This is a genomic window from Phytobacter sp. RSE-02, from assembly GCF_040578655.1.
Lineage (GTDB): Bacteria > Pseudomonadota > Gammaproteobacteria > Enterobacterales > Enterobacteriaceae > Phytobacter > Phytobacter diazotrophicus.
In genome coordinates, this window is record NZ_JBEULY010000002.1 from 72548 (window position 1) to 86962 (window position 14415).

12 protein-coding genes and 1 pseudogene are annotated in these 14415 nt (G+C 53.1%); 1 reads left to right on the plus strand and 12 read right to left on the minus strand.

Features of this window, described 5'->3' with window-relative positions:
• Positions 1 to 32: 32 nt before the first annotated feature.
• Positions 33 to 935, minus strand: a complete 903-nt coding sequence (locus ABU190_RS04070; protein ID WP_039078947.1) for a LysR family transcriptional regulator — start codon at positions 933 to 935, stop codon at positions 33 to 35.
• Positions 936 to 1033: 98 nt separating this feature from the next.
• On the opposite strand from ABU190_RS04070, the gene ABU190_RS04075 reads away from it, so the two are divergent.
• The gene (locus ABU190_RS04075; RefSeq protein ID WP_354690466.1) at positions 1034 to 2449 is read left to right on the plus strand and encodes an aldehyde dehydrogenase family protein; all 1416 of its coding nucleotides are present in this window, start codon (positions 1034 to 1036) and stop codon (positions 2447 to 2449) included.
• 81 nt (positions 2450 to 2530) lie between these two features.
• Here ABU190_RS04075 and ABU190_RS04080 read toward each other — a convergent pair whose 3' ends face one another.
• From ABU190_RS04080 to nifL, 11 genes and pseudogenes are all read right to left on the minus strand, one after another.
• A complete protein-coding gene (locus tag ABU190_RS04080; protein WP_354690467.1) occupies positions 2531 to 3205 on the minus strand; it encodes a DUF2931 family protein in 675 nt (224 codons plus the stop codon).
• Positions 3206 to 3247: 42 nt separating this feature from the next.
• Positions 3248 to 3904, minus strand: a complete 657-nt coding sequence (locus ABU190_RS04085; RefSeq protein WP_354690468.1) for a DUF2931 family protein — start codon at positions 3902 to 3904, stop codon at positions 3248 to 3250.
• A gap of 42 nt (positions 3905 to 3946) precedes the next feature.
• Positions 3947 to 4606, minus strand: coding sequence for a DUF2931 family protein (locus ABU190_RS04090; protein ID WP_354690469.1), 660 nt, complete (start codon positions 4604 to 4606; stop codon positions 3947 to 3949).
• A 42-nt stretch (positions 4607 to 4648) separates the two neighbouring features.
• On the minus strand, positions 4649 to 5317 hold the full coding sequence (locus ABU190_RS04095; RefSeq protein WP_354690804.1) for a DUF2931 family protein: 669 nt from the start codon (positions 5315 to 5317) through the stop codon (positions 4649 to 4651).
• Positions 5317 to 5508, minus strand: a pseudogene (locus tag ABU190_RS04100) (type VI secretion system tube protein Hcp); the annotation flags it as partial. The gene ABU190_RS04095 and the pseudogene ABU190_RS04100, both read right to left, overlap by 1 nt.
• A gap of 292 nt (positions 5509 to 5800) precedes the next feature.
• Positions 5801 to 7378 (minus strand): methyl-accepting chemotaxis protein, encoded by a 1578-nt coding sequence (locus ABU190_RS04105; protein ID WP_354690470.1) that lies wholly within the window; start codon positions 7376 to 7378, stop codon positions 5801 to 5803.
• 266 nt (positions 7379 to 7644) lie between these two features.
• The gene (locus ABU190_RS04110; RefSeq protein ID WP_354690471.1) at positions 7645 to 8883 is read right to left on the minus strand and encodes an EAL domain-containing protein; all 1239 of its coding nucleotides are present in this window, start codon (positions 8881 to 8883) and stop codon (positions 7645 to 7647) included.
• Positions 8884 to 9076: 193 nt separating this feature from the next.
• Positions 9077 to 9580, minus strand: coding sequence for a nitrogen fixation protein NifQ (locus ABU190_RS04115; RefSeq protein ID WP_354690472.1), 504 nt, complete (start codon positions 9578 to 9580; stop codon positions 9077 to 9079).
• Positions 9577 to 10977, minus strand: a complete 1401-nt coding sequence (gene nifB, locus ABU190_RS04120) for a nitrogenase cofactor biosynthesis protein NifB (protein ID WP_354690473.1) — start codon at positions 10975 to 10977, stop codon at positions 9577 to 9579. Before nifB ends, ABU190_RS04115 begins: the two co-directional genes overlap by 4 nt.
• A gap of 167 nt (positions 10978 to 11144) precedes the next feature.
• On the minus strand, positions 11145 to 12716 hold the full coding sequence (gene nifA, locus ABU190_RS04125; RefSeq protein WP_354690474.1) for a nif-specific transcriptional activator NifA: 1572 nt from the start codon (positions 12714 to 12716) through the stop codon (positions 11145 to 11147).
• The gene (gene nifL, locus ABU190_RS04130; RefSeq protein ID WP_354690475.1) at positions 12713 to 14200 is read right to left on the minus strand and encodes a nitrogen fixation negative regulator NifL; all 1488 of its coding nucleotides are present in this window, start codon (positions 14198 to 14200) and stop codon (positions 12713 to 12715) included. Before nifL ends, nifA begins: the two co-directional genes overlap by 4 nt.
• Positions 14201 to 14415: the final 215 nt, after the last annotated feature.

Below are 14415 nucleotides of genomic sequence, written 5' to 3' on the forward strand. Positions count from 1 at the left end.
TAGCAACTATTTATAGTCTGGATCGCGCCGGGTTACAGTGAGTGCTGCCTGTACTCGCGGATAAAGGCGATAAACGCCTGCAAACCGGCAGGGATATGACGATGACCGGGGTAATACAAACACAGCCCTTTAAAGGGCTGTGTCCACTCATTGAGCACACTGACCAGCCGGCCTGAACGTAAATCATCTGCAATATACAATTCCGGTAAAAAACCGATGCCGAGCCCGGCGCGTACCGCGGCAATGGATGTAAACAGGTCGGTGGTGGCAAGTCTCGGCGGCACGGCAATGGCAAATTGTTCGCCGTGACGCGCAAACTCCCAGCGATAAATACCCCCGTGCGACATTCGCATGCAGATACCTTGCTGCCGGGTGAGGGCTTCTGGGGTGAGCGGCGTGCCGTGTTCAGCAAACCACTGTGGCGTGGCGACCACCCGCATATGAATATCCGGCGTCAGCGGCACGGCAATCATATCCTGTGGAACCGCTTCCGCCAGACGAACCCCGGCGTCGTACCCCTCGGCGACAATATCGATCATGCGGGCATCACTGGCGGTTTCCATGCGCATTTGCGGATAGCGTGCCAGAAAAGCAATCACCAGTTCATCGAAAAATAGCTGCCCGATAGCCTGCGGTACATTAATGCGTAAGGTACCGGAAGGCTCATCTGGCTGGCTGTGAATTTCGTCCGCGGCCTGCTGGATCTCTTGCAATGCCGGACCGATGCGGGCGACAAAACGCTGTCCGGCTTCGGTGAGCGCGACACTGCGAGTCGTGCGGTTAAAAAGTCTGGCGTCAAGACGCGTTTCCAGCCCGGCGATGGCATTGCTGACCGCCGTTGCCGACATCCCCAGCTCCTGGGCTGCGGCACGAAAGCTTCCCCGACGCAGCACCGCCATCACCACTTCCAGTTCAATCAAACCTGAACGATGCATAGATTATCCTGATAATCGAAACAACTCTTGCAGGATAACCCGGATTATCGGCGCGATAAAGCTGTGCCAGACTGGCTGCATTAACCGTGGAGGACACTATGCGACAGCTTGAACATCTCTGGATCAATGGCGAATTTACCCGGTCCCAGGGCGAGGACTATTTCGATCTATATAACCCTTCTACCGCCGAGGTAACAGGGCGGATACGTATGGCAAATGCCGATGACGCCGCGCGGGCAATTGCAGCGGCAAAAGCGGCCTTTGTTCACTGGTCGCACACAAGTGTTGAAGAGCGGCTGGCAGTTTTACAGCGAATGCGTGATGCCATGGCCGCCTGTCAGGATGAACTGCTGCATGCCATTATCGAGGAGTACGGTGCCCCTGCGTCACGTTCCGCGTGGATGGCCAGTTATCCGGTGGCGGTGATTGATCAGGTCATGCATGATTTACGGCAATTTGAATTTTCCACTGCGGTTGGCAAAGCCCAGGTGAAGATGACACCGCTCGGGGTGGCCGGGCTTATTACACCGTGGAACAGTAACGCCGGGTTTATCTGCGGCAAACTCGCCGCGGCGCTGGCGGCTGGTTGTACGGCGGTGATCAAACCAAGCGAGATGAGCGGGTTACAAACCCATGTGGTGATGAAAGCGCTGCATACGGCCGCGCTACCACCGGGTGTTTGCAATATCGTTACCGGCTTTGGCGCGGTGGTGGGTGAGGCCATAAGCCGTCATCCGGACGTTGCCAAAATTTCGTTTACCGGCTCGACGCAGACCGGTAAGGCGATTTTGCGTAATGCCGCCGAAAGTTTTAAACGTGTGACACTGGAGCTTGGCGGTAAATCTCCAACCTTGATTCTGGACGATGCCGATCTGGCGACAGCGGTACCGCTTGCCATCCAGGCCGGTTTTATGAACAGCGGTCAGGCGTGTATCGCCGGTACGCGAATTCTGGTGCCACAATCGCGCAAAGCCGAGTGTGAAGAGGCGCTGCGCAAAGCGGTTGCGGCGGTGAAATCCGGTGACCCGCTCGACCCGCAAACGGACATTGGCCCGATGGTCAGCGAAAAACAGTGGCAGCGGGTACAGGGATATATACACCTTGGCTTGCAAGAGGGCGCACGTCTGCTGACTGGCGGAGAAGGGCGTCCGGAAAACAGCGGGAAGGGGTGGTTTGTGAAACCGACACTTTTTACCGATGTGGACAACAGTATGCGCATCGCCCGTGAGGAGATTTTTGGCCCGGTATTGTCGATTATTCCCTATCGAGACGATGACGACGCCGTAGCAATCGCTAACGACACGGATTACGGTCTTAGCGCGTTGGTTTTGGGCGCAGATGTGCAGCGCGCACAGCGTATCGCCGGGCGTATCATCTCCGGTCGGGTGCAAATCAATACCCTGGCACACGAAGCCGGGGCACCGTTTGGCGGTTTTAAACACTCAGGGATCGGTCGCGAAATGGGGCGCTGGGGGATAGCGGCGTTTATGGAGCCGAAGGCGGTGGTCAGGTAGCCCAGTAAAAAATGGTTTTTCGCAAGACCGATTTATGAACTGAAAACAAAAAGGATCAGCCAGGGATCCTTTTTGCCAGGATCACCAGCGACCGTAGGGGTAGGTTTTATCTTTGATGAAATCTTTTACGTACTGGTCATATCCATCAGGAATACTGTAATTAAAATCAATCAGTGTCGGCACCTCTTTACATGCATCAAGACCTTCCCCGGACAGGGTGGTGAGTCTTCGTGGCTGAACAGGAAGGTTATCGCCCGCTGCACTACTTCGCAGCCATATCCGGACTTTCCCTTCCGGTGCCAGCCCAATCAGCAGGGTTTTGTACCAGGCCGTGTTGCCTAACCGATCTTTCCCGCTTGGTGTCATCATGGTGTCGTAGATGGAGCGGTGAAACACAATCCGTGTCTCGTACGTTTTTTTGTCGATCACCGAGTCCCAGCAGAACAACATCATGGCCGGTGGATGGCGCGCTTTGTTGAAGCGAATACTCCTGCTGCCCGTTCGGTTATTCCAGGTACCGACAACAGCAGGATCGGACTCGGTGTAGTCGAGTGTACTGAACGTGTAAACGACATCTTCGCTGTCAATAATTAACGCACGTGTGGCAAAAGCGGGTAGGGCATGGGGGGTAAAAAAGTCGAACTGCCATTTGCCGTAAGGCATTTCGCCGGTTTCTTCCGGGGTCTGCGGTGCACGTGCCTGGCAGCCGTTTAAAGTCATCAGCAGTATCAGGGCTGCGGGGATTTTACGTGTCATAGATTTCTCCGTCCATGGAACAGTCCGTTATTTCAGCCAGGATCACCAGCGACCGTAGGGGTAGGTTTTATCCTTGATAAACTCGCGGGTTGTTTTGGTGTAACCATAACCCTGAGAATGGTTAGTTATTCCATTGCAGGCATCCAGTTTATCCCCGGACAGGGTGGTGAGCCTTCGTGGCTCAACGGGAAGGTTATCTCCCGCTGCGCTGTTCTGCAGCCATATCCGGACTTTCCCTTCCGGTGCCAGACCAATCAACAGGGTTTTGTACCAGGCCGTGTTGCCTAAGCGATCTTTCCCGGTTGGCGTCATCATGGTGTCGTAAATGGATTTATCAAACACAATCCGCGTCTCGTACGTTTTTTTGTCGATCACCGAGTCCCAGCAGAACAACATCATGGCTGGAGGATGGCGCGCTTTGTTGAAATGTGCACGCATCCGGACCCGGTTATTCCATGTCCCTATAGTGTCAGGATCCCCGGGCTGGCTGTCCAGTGTGCTAAATGTATAAAGGATATCTTCGCTGTCAATAATCAACGCACGCGTGACATCAGCGGGTAAAGCGTGAGGGGTAAAAAAGGCGAATTGCCACTTACCGTATGGCATTTCGCCGGTGTCTTCAGGGGTCTGCGGCGCACGGGCCTGACAGCCGCTTAAGGCCATCAGCAGTATCAGGGCTGCGGGGGTTTTACGTGTCATAGATTTCTCCGTCCATGGAACAGTTCGTTATTTCAGCCAGGATCACCAGCGACCGTAGGGGTAGGTTTTATCCTTGATAAACTCGCGGGTTGTTTTGGTGTAACCATAACCCTGAGAATGGTTAGTTATTCCTTTGCAGGCATCCAGTTTATCCCCGGACAGGGTGGTGAGCCTTCGTGGCTCAACGGGAAGATTATCGCCTGCTGCACTACTTCGCAGCCATATCCGGACTTTCCCTTCCGGTGCCAGACCAATCAGCAGGGTCTTGTACCAGGCTGTGTTGCCTAACCGATCTTTCCCGGTTGGCGTCATCATGGTGTTATGGATGGAGCGGTGAAACACAATCCGCGTCTCGTACGTTTTTTTATCAATCACCGAGTCCCAGCAGAACAACATCATGGCTGGAGGATGGCGCGCTTTGTTGAAGCGAATACTCCTGCTGCCCGTTCGGTTATTCCAGGTACCGACAACAGCAGGATCGGACTCGGTGTAGTCGAGCGTACTGAACGTATAAACGACATCTTCGCTGTCAATAATCAACGCACGTGTGACATCAGCGGGTAGGGCATGGGGGGTAAAAAAGTCGAACTGCCATTTGCCGTAAGGCATTTCGCCGGTTTCTTCCGGCGTCTGCGGCGAATGTGCCTGACAGCCGTTTAAAGTCATCAGCAGTATCAGGGCTGCGGGGGTTTTGCGTGTCATAGATTTCTCCATCCATGGAACAGTCCTTTATTTCAGCCAGGATCACCAGCGACCGTGGGGGTAGGTTTTATCCTTGATGAAATCTTTTACGTACTGGTCATATCCATCAGGAATACTGTAATTAAAATCAATCAGTGTCGGCACCTGTTTACAGGCATCAAGACCTTCCTCGGACAGGGTGGTGAGCCTTTGTGGCTGAACGGGAAGGTTATCGCCCGATGCGCTGTTCTGCAGCCATATCCGGACTTTCCCTTCCGGTGCCAGACCAATCAGCAGGGTTTTGTACCAGGCCGTGTTGCCTAGACGATCTTTCCCGGTTGGTGTCATCATGGTGTTGTAGATAGAGCGGTGAAACACAATCCGTGTCTCGTACGTTTTTTTGTCGATAACCGAGTCCCAACAGAACAACATCATGGCCGGTGGATGACGCGCTTTGTTGAAATGTGCATGCATCCGGACCCGGTTATTCCAGGTTCCTATGGTCCCGGGATAGCCGGGGACTCTATCAAGCGTGCCGAAGGTATAAACGACATCTTCACTGTCGATAATCAACGCACGTGAGACTAAAGCGGGTAAGGCTTCAGGGGTAAAAAAGGCGAACTGCCACTTGCCGTAAGGCATTTCGCCGGTTTCTTCCGGCGTCTGCGGTGCACGTGCCTGGCAGCCGTTTAAAGCCATCAACAAAATCAGGGCTGCGGGGATTTTTGACATCATGCCTTTTTCCCATCCATGTTATAAACCGTTCGAATCCAATTTTCATCTGGCCGGTTAACAAAACCAATCAGCTCGGCAGGGGAAGCGCCACCACGAATAACGCCGCTCGAATCAGTGAGAATGGCATTCCAGTGTGCCGAGCAGTGAATATAGTTTGTGGCGATTAAATTCAATTCTGTCTCGCTAAATTTTTGTCGCCTCTGACTAAAAAATATCCTATTGCCATCATTATCCTCCCTGATGTTTGATTCCGATCCTTCGGCAACGCCTGTCAGTAGATTTTCAAATCTGGAAACGTTTTAAAGATGTTGTGTGCATGGTAACCAGGTCTTTGTACTAAACCTAAATTCCAGTCGTATTCCAGGATGATGCTAAGGTTTTTTCTGGGTTGTAGTATCAGGGATGTCAGAAGAGAGTTGCGAAGGAATGAAGAAGGGTGACGGTGATAGAGAGACGCCGGTTTCCCGGCGTCACGTTTTCTTAGCGTGGATCTTGCATTTTTAACTGGAAGAAACGCACAGAGTTACGCAGTTGTTCGCTTTGCTCAGACATGGAGTGAGCAGCGACAGCGGCCTGTTCCACCAGCGTGGCGTTCTGCTGGGTAACCTGATCCATCTGGTCGATGGCGACGCTGATTTCACGAATCCCCTGATGCTGCTCGGTCGAGGCAGCGGAAATTTCCGCGACAATATCGGTCACTTTATTAACAGAGGTGACGATCTGCTCCATCGCCCGGCTGGCGGTGTCTGCATAACGAGAGCCGTCGGTAATTTTATGGACGGTCCCTTCGATAAGTTGCTTAATTTCTTTCGCGGCGTTGGCACTTTTTTGCGCCAGAGTACGCACTTCACCGGCGACCACGGCAAAACCTTTACCCTGTTCACCGGCACGGGCGGCTTCAACGGCGGCGTTAAGCGCCAGGATGTTGGTCTGGAAAGCAATTCCTTCAATCACAGAAATGATATCGACGATTTTCTGCGAGCTGTCGGATATTTCATGCATCCGCTTGAGCATATCGTCCACTTCTTTTCCGCCTTTTACGGCGGTCTGTGACGTTTCGCGCGCCAGTTCGCTGGCCCGGCGGGCGTTGTCGGCGTTGCTTTTTACGTTTTCTGTAATCTGCTGCATGTTAGACGAAGTCTGCACCAGTGAGGCGGCCTGTTCCTCAGTACGTTGAGACAGGTCGTTGTTACCCTGAGAAATTTCACTGGCGGCAAGGGAGATAGCTTCGCTGCCATGAATGATGCCATCGATAATATCGGCCAGCTTGCTATTCATAAACTTGATGGTTGCCAGCAGACTCTGGGTGTCGTTGTCTTTCAGTTTGACGTCGGCTTTCAGATTACCCGAGGCAATTTCATTCATGATCTCCACGGCGTAAGCAGGCTCGCCGCCCAACTGGCGAGAGAGGCTACGGGAGATAACCAGGGCGATGAACCCGGTGGCAATCAGTGCCAATAGCAACAACCCACAGAAAGTGTAGAGCGCTTTGTCATAGCCGGACTGCGCAATCGCACCCGCTTCTTCACCGCTGGCCACTTCTTTGTCCACCAGGGTGGCAAGATCTTTCATCAACTGGGTACGGTATTTTGACGACACCGCGCCGCTGATTTTGGACGCTTCCTCAAGTCTGCCTGCGCTAACGGCCTCGATAACTTTGGCGTTAACGTCGACGAAATTACGGAAGTTATCGACAACGGTATTAAACAGTGCGCGGGTATCTTCCGGTGCGTCGGCAGAAATTTTAGCAAACTGGCGCTGAGCATTTAAAAATGTCGCCTGGTTTTGCAGCAGTTCGCCACGATGTTGTTCCCGCTCGGCAGGCGTGACGGAACCGATATACTGAATTTGCTGTAAGCGCATTTCTGATAATACGCCACGCATTTCCAGGGTATATCGGACGCCCGGCATGCGATTATCGCGGAATTTATCAATATGGGATTTACTGATGTGTAACTGATAAATGGAGACAATACCAAGTACTAACATCATCGCTATAAGAATGGAAAAGCCAGTGAGCAATTTTGCTAATACAGATGCCTGAGAAAATTTTTTCATAGTGATCATTTTTTAATGAAAAGGTATTACCTATATCGGTAATAAACGCGAAAATATTGATTATTTTTAATTGATCTCAATCACATATTTTTATTTTATTGCGGTGAAATCTGTGATGGTTAAAAAACAGGCTCTGGTCGAAACAGTATGGATGTTAAAAGTGTAAATAAAATGAAAAGAATATGTTTATTTAAAAACTGAAATAATGTTTCACCCATAAATAATTTAGCAGTGAAAATAACTACTCAAGGAAGGGTCTCAGTTATTTATTTTGCAAAACTCACTGGCAACTCATCGGCCCATTTTGTCGCTTTATTCATCATCTCGGTCACTGCTGCTTCTGGTAGCCCTATATCCTGCGCCATATCGCTGGCTTCTTCCCACAAGCGTTGCTCATAGAGCATAGCAAGGCAAACATACTGATAAAGCACGCCGTTTTGGTGCTGCAGGGCCATGATCACCTCTTGTGAAACCGCAATTTGCGCCATGAGATCTTCCAGCGGCATTTCGAGGATCACATCCAGTAACGAAAATAGCCCAACCATAAAAGCTTCATTGGATAACGGGTGAGAGGGGGTTCGGGCCGCAGCCAGTTCGCAGAATTTGGCGCGAATCAGACTTAAATAATAGATTTCGGTAGTCTTGACGGTTTCGAATGAAGTTAAACAGGCGACCAGTACAAAGCGACGCAGTTCATTAATCCCGAGATAAAGGACAATATCTTTCAATGATTGATTACGTAAACCTGAAATACCCCTTTTGTTATAAAGGATATTTTGTGCGTAACGCATAATTTTGAAAGACAACGACACATCGCGTTTAAGTAGATCTTCGATGCGATTCAAATCTGGCGATTCGACGTTTACTTCGTGCATGAGCTTTAAGGCAAATGCGCGGTTATGTAACAATTTGTTTCTTTTGTGTACTACGGGTTTGCTGAAAAAATAGCCCTGAAAGAGGTGGAAACCCATTTTTTTATAGGCTTCAAACTCGTCATAACTTTCCACCTTTTCGGCAAGAAAAACCGCATGACGGAGCATCTCTCGCTTATTGCCTATATAAGCAGCAATTTCTTCACGCGTATTTTTCTGAATATCGAATTTAATAATATTAATATAGGGAATAAACGCATCCCATTCGCTACTCAGCGAAAAATCATCCAGGGCAATACGAAAACCCTGGGTTTGCATCCGTTTTATGGTTTCAAGCAAGCGATGGTCGGGGCTGGCGGTTTCGAGAATTTCAATGATGACACGGTCTTTGGGCAGGGTTTCGGCGAGGCCATCCACCAATAATTGATGCGGGAAATTAACGTAAACGGAATTGTTCTCATCTTTGCGGCCCACTGGCGCGCCAAAAAACTGTTCTTCAATCAGTTGCGTGGTTGCCTGTTCCGATGAAACATCAGGGAAACGGTTTACCATGCTATCCCTGAAAAGCAGTTCATAACCGACAGTGTTTAATTTGTTATCAAAAATTGCCTGTCTGGCCACAAAAGAAAACATTCATTACCTCACAAATCCGTACGCCTCACATCATTCTCGATAATACAAGGTACATTAACGCCGCAGGTAAATGAACACGCTTGCTTAGCAAAAACTCCCTTATGATTATTAAAAATATAGGCATAAGTACGTGATTTAACAATTTGTGAAAGGTAAAGAATTGAGGCCCTGCATGGGGGCAGGGCCAGAAGGGTTAATACGTATCGAAACAGAGCTGACGTTCGCAACAGGCGTCGCAACTGGGCGAGCGACAAATGAGCTCTCCTTCTGTCTGTAAACAGCGCTGCCGATAGAAAAACTTCTTCCAACGCATATTTTCGCTGTTCATCTCCACCAGTTGCGGAAAGCAGTCGGTCATCAGTTCGCGCAATTCCTCACGCGAACTCAGCCCGAGATCCTGCCACAGATGGTTGAATGCCAGCGACACACTGGCAATGATCTGATGCATCGGATCTGCTCCCGGCAACATATGGCATGCCAGCCAGTCGGCCAGTTGCGTTCGTTCCTCTTTACGGCTGGCGATCAGCTCCGACATCAACGTACGCCGCAAAACCACATCCGACGGCGCGGTATTGTGCGCGCTGAGCGCCAGCCAGTGGTCGTCCGAAAGCCCCATCTGCAAAGGGTAACAACCTTCACCCTGCACATAGAGCTGTACCAGGCGATCAAGCCAGTAGTGCCGCGCGATGGGGGTCATGCCACCCCCTTGTGACAATCGGCTTGTTGCCACTGTTGACGCGCCTTTTCCCACCAGCGCGCAAGCGTCGGGAGGACCGGTTGCCACGCGTCATCAACGCAAGGCTCAATACCCTGTGCCTCCAGTTGCTGCCAGGGACCGTAGCCAATACGTGAGCAAAAAACGGCTTTTACATCCGCCAGCAGCGCCATGATCGCCGCCATACGTGCTTCACTGTCCTGGGGTTCACATTCGTCGCTTCCCTGGCAGTATTTGGGGGTAAAACGCTCATTCACCAGAACAACGCCCGCAGCGGAAAGACTGTAGATACGAAAACGATCCGCATGACCAAAATGACAGTCAATTACGTCTCCCCGCGTGGAGGCGACCGCGACCAGGCAGGCATCCGCTTCGTCTGACTCGCCCTGCGTGGCGATACTGGCGTGTAGCCTGGCGCGTTTTTGTAATGTCGGCAGCCAGGGTTGAGGCGCCGTTTCTGTCGGGGTAAACAGAAATTGCTGGCTGCGATCTTCGCCCAGCATACCTATCGCATCCGCGCGGCACTGCTGGCAGTGGGTCATTTGCGGCATCACCTCCCCACACTGCTCGCGAGTGGCGGCAAGCATCGCCGCATCCGGCTCCGGTTGACCGTTGAGGCCAAAAACGGTGCCATGCTCTGGTCGGGCAATCAGCGGCATAATGTTATGAATAAAGGCGCCGTATTGCTGCAATGTCCGGCTGACATCCACCAGAGAATGATCGTTGATACCGGGTATCAGCACCGAGTTGATCTTCACGAGCACACCTTTTTCCGTCAGTCTGCGCACCCCTTCAAGCTGGCGGGCCACGAGGATCTTTCCGGCTTCGCGACCGCTGTAGCGCTCACCGTCCAGCCACAGCCAGGCATAGATTTGCGCGGCGATATCAGGATCGAGGGTGTTAATGGTCACGGTGACGTGGTCAACGCCGACCTCCAGCAACCGGTCAACGGCATCGGGCAGCATCAGGCCGTTCGTCGACAGACACAGCTTCAAATCCGGTAGCTGTTCGCGGATCAGTTCCAGTGTTTTGAAGGAGCGACCAATGTTCGCCAGCGGGTCACCGGGACCGGCGATCCCCACCACCGACAGTTGAGGTATTGCCGTCGCGACCTGGCGTACTTTCGCCACTGCCTGTTCGGGGGTAAGCAACGACGAGGAGACGCCGGGGCGGGATTCATTACTGCAATCGAATTTTCGGTTGCAGTAGTTACACTGCAAATTGCAGGCAGGGGCGACCGGCAGGTGCATGCGGGCGAAACGGTGATGACCGCTACGGGAGTAGCAGGGGTGTGATGCCACTTTGTTGGCGATAAAATCAGTTAAGGGTTCACCAGGCGCCTGGCAACCCATGCCAGTAGCGGAAGAGCAGGAAGTCATGATCGCTCCTTAATTTGCGTAGTCATGTCTTCCTGCTGCAAAACCCGTACCGCTCACATAAAATGTAATTACTTGAAAAATATGACGTTATAAAAGCGTTGTTCGTCATTGTTTGTCGTAAATGTGGCGTTTGGCTGACAATGTGCTGAATGTCACAAAGTGAGCCGTCACATCCTGGGCATGCTGATATCCATAATTTGTATCCGATAGGCGACCTGACGGGGCGTCATACCCAGCAGACGCGCCGCTTTGGCCTGCACCCACCCGGCTTTTTCCAGCGCGGCAATCAGCCGTTGACGTTCATCCAGCGTTTGATCAAGCCAGCTATCCTCTTTTGGCGCGGCGGCGATGGCGAGTTTTGGCGTGTTTTCACGGTGGTTAAAGAGCACCACATCGCGGTCGATCAGGCCGTTTTCTGACATCACAGCCGAACGTTCCAGGCAATTTTCCAGCTCACGCACGTTACCGGGCCAGTTGTAGCCCATCAGCAGACGGATGGCGCCATCACTGATGCGCAGCGTACGCCCCTGGTTATGGGCGATTTTGCGCACCAGAAAGTGCGCCAGCTCGGCAATGTCCTCCTGACGTTCACGCAGCGGGGGCAGGGAGATGGGCATTACGTTGAGGCGATAATAGAGATCCTCGCGGAAATTGCCCATCCGCACCTCTTCTTCCAGATTCCGGTTGGTGGCGGCGATGATACGCACATTGACACGCAGGGTTTCGTCGCCGCCAACGCGCTCCATTTCACCCTCCTGCAAAATACGCAGCAGTTTGGCCTGGAACGAGGCGCTGCTTTCGCCAATTTCATCAAGAAACAGTGTGCCGCCATCGGCCAGTTCAAAACGTCCTTTACGCTGGCGAACCGCGCCAGTGAACGCCCCTTTTTCATGGCCGAACAATTCGCTCTCCAGTAGCGTATCTGGCAGCGCCGCGCAGTTAAATTTCACAAATGGCGCGGCGGCGCGAGGGGAGTTGTGATGAATAGCATTGGCGATAAGTTCTTTACCGGTGCCGCTTTCGCCGCGCACCAGTACCGTGGTATCCCAGCGCGAAACCTGACGGATAATGTCCATTGTCTGCTGCATGGCCGGGCTTTTACCCACCATATTCTCAAAGCCGAAGGGGCGAGGAGTGCCACAGTTGCGCTGGCGTTCGGTCTGGGCAATCGCGGCTCGCGGTGTGGGGGCGGCAGGCGGGGTCATCAGCCGTACCGTCTGTGCGACCAGATTGGCGACGGTTTCCAGAAAGCGCGTACAGGAAGGAAGCCGCTCCTCCAGACGCGCCATCGGCTGCGCGGCGAGCACGCCAATCGTCTGAGCGCCCGGCCCCATTAAGGGGACGGCGATAAACGGCAGGTTGTAATCATAGATGCCAAGCCTGTCGAGAAAGCGTTGATCGTCGGCGACACGCGGCAGCACAAGAGATTGCCCCTGGGATAGCACGGCGCCTACCAGCCCTTCGCCAGGGCGATAGCGAATTTGCGAACTGCCGGGGATCAGATGTTGGTCTGCCTCCTGCAAGGCTTCAATACTCAGAATTTCCTGCTGGTTGTCATACAGACACAGCATGCCGTGTTGCATAAACGCGTCATTATGCAGAACACACAGTACCTCCTGCAGCGTCTGGCTTATCTCGGTTGCGCGACTCAACACCACGCTGATGCGCTGCATGGCGGTAAATTGCTGTGAGAGATCAAAACGCCAGACGGTGGCGCCCGACTCGGGTCGCTGGGTCATCGTGGGCCTCCGGTCAGTGAATGAAATAACGGGAATCGCAGGGTCAGGCAGGTACCGCCTTCAGGACGGGTAGTCAGTTCTATTGCGCCGCGATGATGGGCAACCAGGGTTTGAATCAACCGCAGCTCCATCCCTTTGCCGGGGGCATTCAGGGCATCGGGGGAGTGGGCGTATCGCACATGGATGAGCGGCACATTATCTGTCAGCCAAATGCACAGCCAGCCATCCTCTTCACGGGCGTAAAGCTGGGTATGCAGCGTTCTGTCCGGTAGCGCGGCGGCGAGGGCCAGCGTACGGTCGAGCCACAAACTGAGACAGGCAAGGATCTGCGTGCGCTGACCAAATCCCGCCAGATGCGGAGAGGCCATTTCAACGTGCAGATTTTCACCATTGTTATAGCGGGTATGATAAAGGGCGCGCAGGTCGTCAAACAGCGGTTGCAGAGGCCACAGCGCGCTCTCTTCCAGATCGAGAGAAGGGCGGCAGCGTTGCAGGCGGGCCAGCGCCTCTTCCCCCTCGCGCCACGCGGCATCCAGCGCCACGTTATGGTTATCTTCACCGTTGAGACGTCGCGCCGCCGCCAGCATATTGATGGGGCAGTTTAGCTGAACCAGCGCGGCATCCAGCGATTCGCGGATCGCGGCCAGCAGCTTCCCGGTGGTCATCTCCTGTTTGAGACGATCGAGACGGCCCTGTTCGGCCTGTTGCTGTTGCTGGGTGCAGTCGGTGATCACCACCAGGGTGCGGGGCAGCGCGGTATCAATAAAGTAGCGGCTGGCTTCTTCGCTCACCCCCGGCAAGGTCCAGCAGGTGACGGAGAGCCAGCGCACGGCGCCGCGCAGCACCACAGGCAGTATTTGCCCGGCATAGAGATCGCTTTTGCGCCGGGAGAAATCCAGTTCGGTGAGCAGCTCCTTGCCACCGCAGTCGGCACAGAAGGTTTTGTAGGCGAGGTTGTCCATGACCACCTGGTCCTGCTCGTTGACCACCACCACGGCGGCAGGAATGTTGTTCAGCACCGCCTCGCTCATGGTGGTGTGATTGCGCAATCGCTGTTCGAGCGCATAGCTGGCGCTGATATCACGTTGCATGGCGAGGTAGTGTTCCAGTTCGCCCTGTTTGTTGACGACTGGGGTGATATCGACCTCAGCCAGATAAAGGCTGCCATCCCGACGGCGATTGATGAGCTGACCGCGCCAGGGCATCTGTTGCAGCAGCGTTTGCCACAGTTCCTGATAAATGCTGCGCGGCGTCTGTTGGCTTGCGAGTATGCGATGGTTCTGGTTGAGCAACTCTTCCAGGCTATAACCGGTCTGGCGACAAAAGGCCGGATTAGCGTACAGAATCCTCGCGTCCGGGTCGGTCAGCGAAATCGCGATCGGAGCCTGTTCAACCATCGTGGAAAACAGTCCGGGATGTTGAAGTGAGAGGTTGCCCGCAATGTGCTGCGGTGCGCTGGTCTCCAGCATCATATTAAAGGTCATCACACGCTCCTGGTTTCAGGCCCGGCTGTGTCGCATTTACAACATTTTGTGTTGTGAAACGCCCGACATCCGCAGCCCTGATTGGGTGTGATTAACCATGCAAAGAGTGCACCTTTCGAACAGGTAACACGCCGAAACATTGATCCTGATTCGTGTTTTGGCCCTGATTTGGCCCTCAGAGGCCTTCAAAGCAGGTCTGGATAGCGGAGAGAGGA

Excerpts from the sequence above, each read along its gene's own strand:
- ABU190_RS04115 (WP_354690472.1), bottom strand. The coding sequence starts at position 9,580 with ATGACCCCCATCGCGCGGCACTACTGGCTTGATCGCCTGGTACAGCTC.
- ABU190_RS04110 (WP_354690471.1), bottom strand. The coding sequence starts at position 8,883 with ATGTTTTCTTTTGTGGCCAGACAGGCAATTTTTGATAACAAATTAAAC.
- ABU190_RS04070 (WP_039078947.1), bottom strand. The coding sequence starts at position 935 with ATGCATCGTTCAGGTTTGATTGAACTGGAAGTGGTGATGGCGGTGCTG.
- ABU190_RS04090 (WP_354690469.1), bottom strand. The coding sequence starts at position 4,606 with ATGACACGCAAAACCCCCGCAGCCCTGATACTGCTGATGACTTTAAAC.
- ABU190_RS04105 (WP_354690470.1), bottom strand. The coding sequence starts at position 7,378 with ATGAAAAAATTTTCTCAGGCATCTGTATTAGCAAAATTGCTCACTGGC.
- ABU190_RS04085 (WP_354690468.1), bottom strand. The coding sequence starts at position 3,904 with ATGACACGTAAAACCCCCGCAGCCCTGATACTGCTGATGGCCTTAAGC.
- ABU190_RS04075 (WP_354690466.1), top strand. The coding sequence starts at position 1,034 with ATGCGACAGCTTGAACATCTCTGGATCAATGGCGAATTTACCCGGTCC.
- nifB (WP_354690473.1), bottom strand. The coding sequence starts at position 10,977 with ATGACTTCCTGCTCTTCCGCTACTGGCATGGGTTGCCAGGCGCCTGGT.
- ABU190_RS04080 (WP_354690467.1), bottom strand. The coding sequence starts at position 3,205 with ATGACACGTAAAATCCCCGCAGCCCTGATACTGCTGATGACTTTAAAC.
- ABU190_RS04095 (WP_354690804.1), bottom strand. The coding sequence starts at position 5,317 with ATGTCAAAAATCCCCGCAGCCCTGATTTTGTTGATGGCTTTAAACGGC.
- nifL (WP_354690475.1), bottom strand. The coding sequence starts at position 14,200 with ATGACCTTTAATATGATGCTGGAGACCAGCGCACCGCAGCACATTGCG.
- nifA (WP_354690474.1), bottom strand. The coding sequence starts at position 12,716 with ATGACCCAGCGACCCGAGTCGGGCGCCACCGTCTGGCGTTTTGATCTC.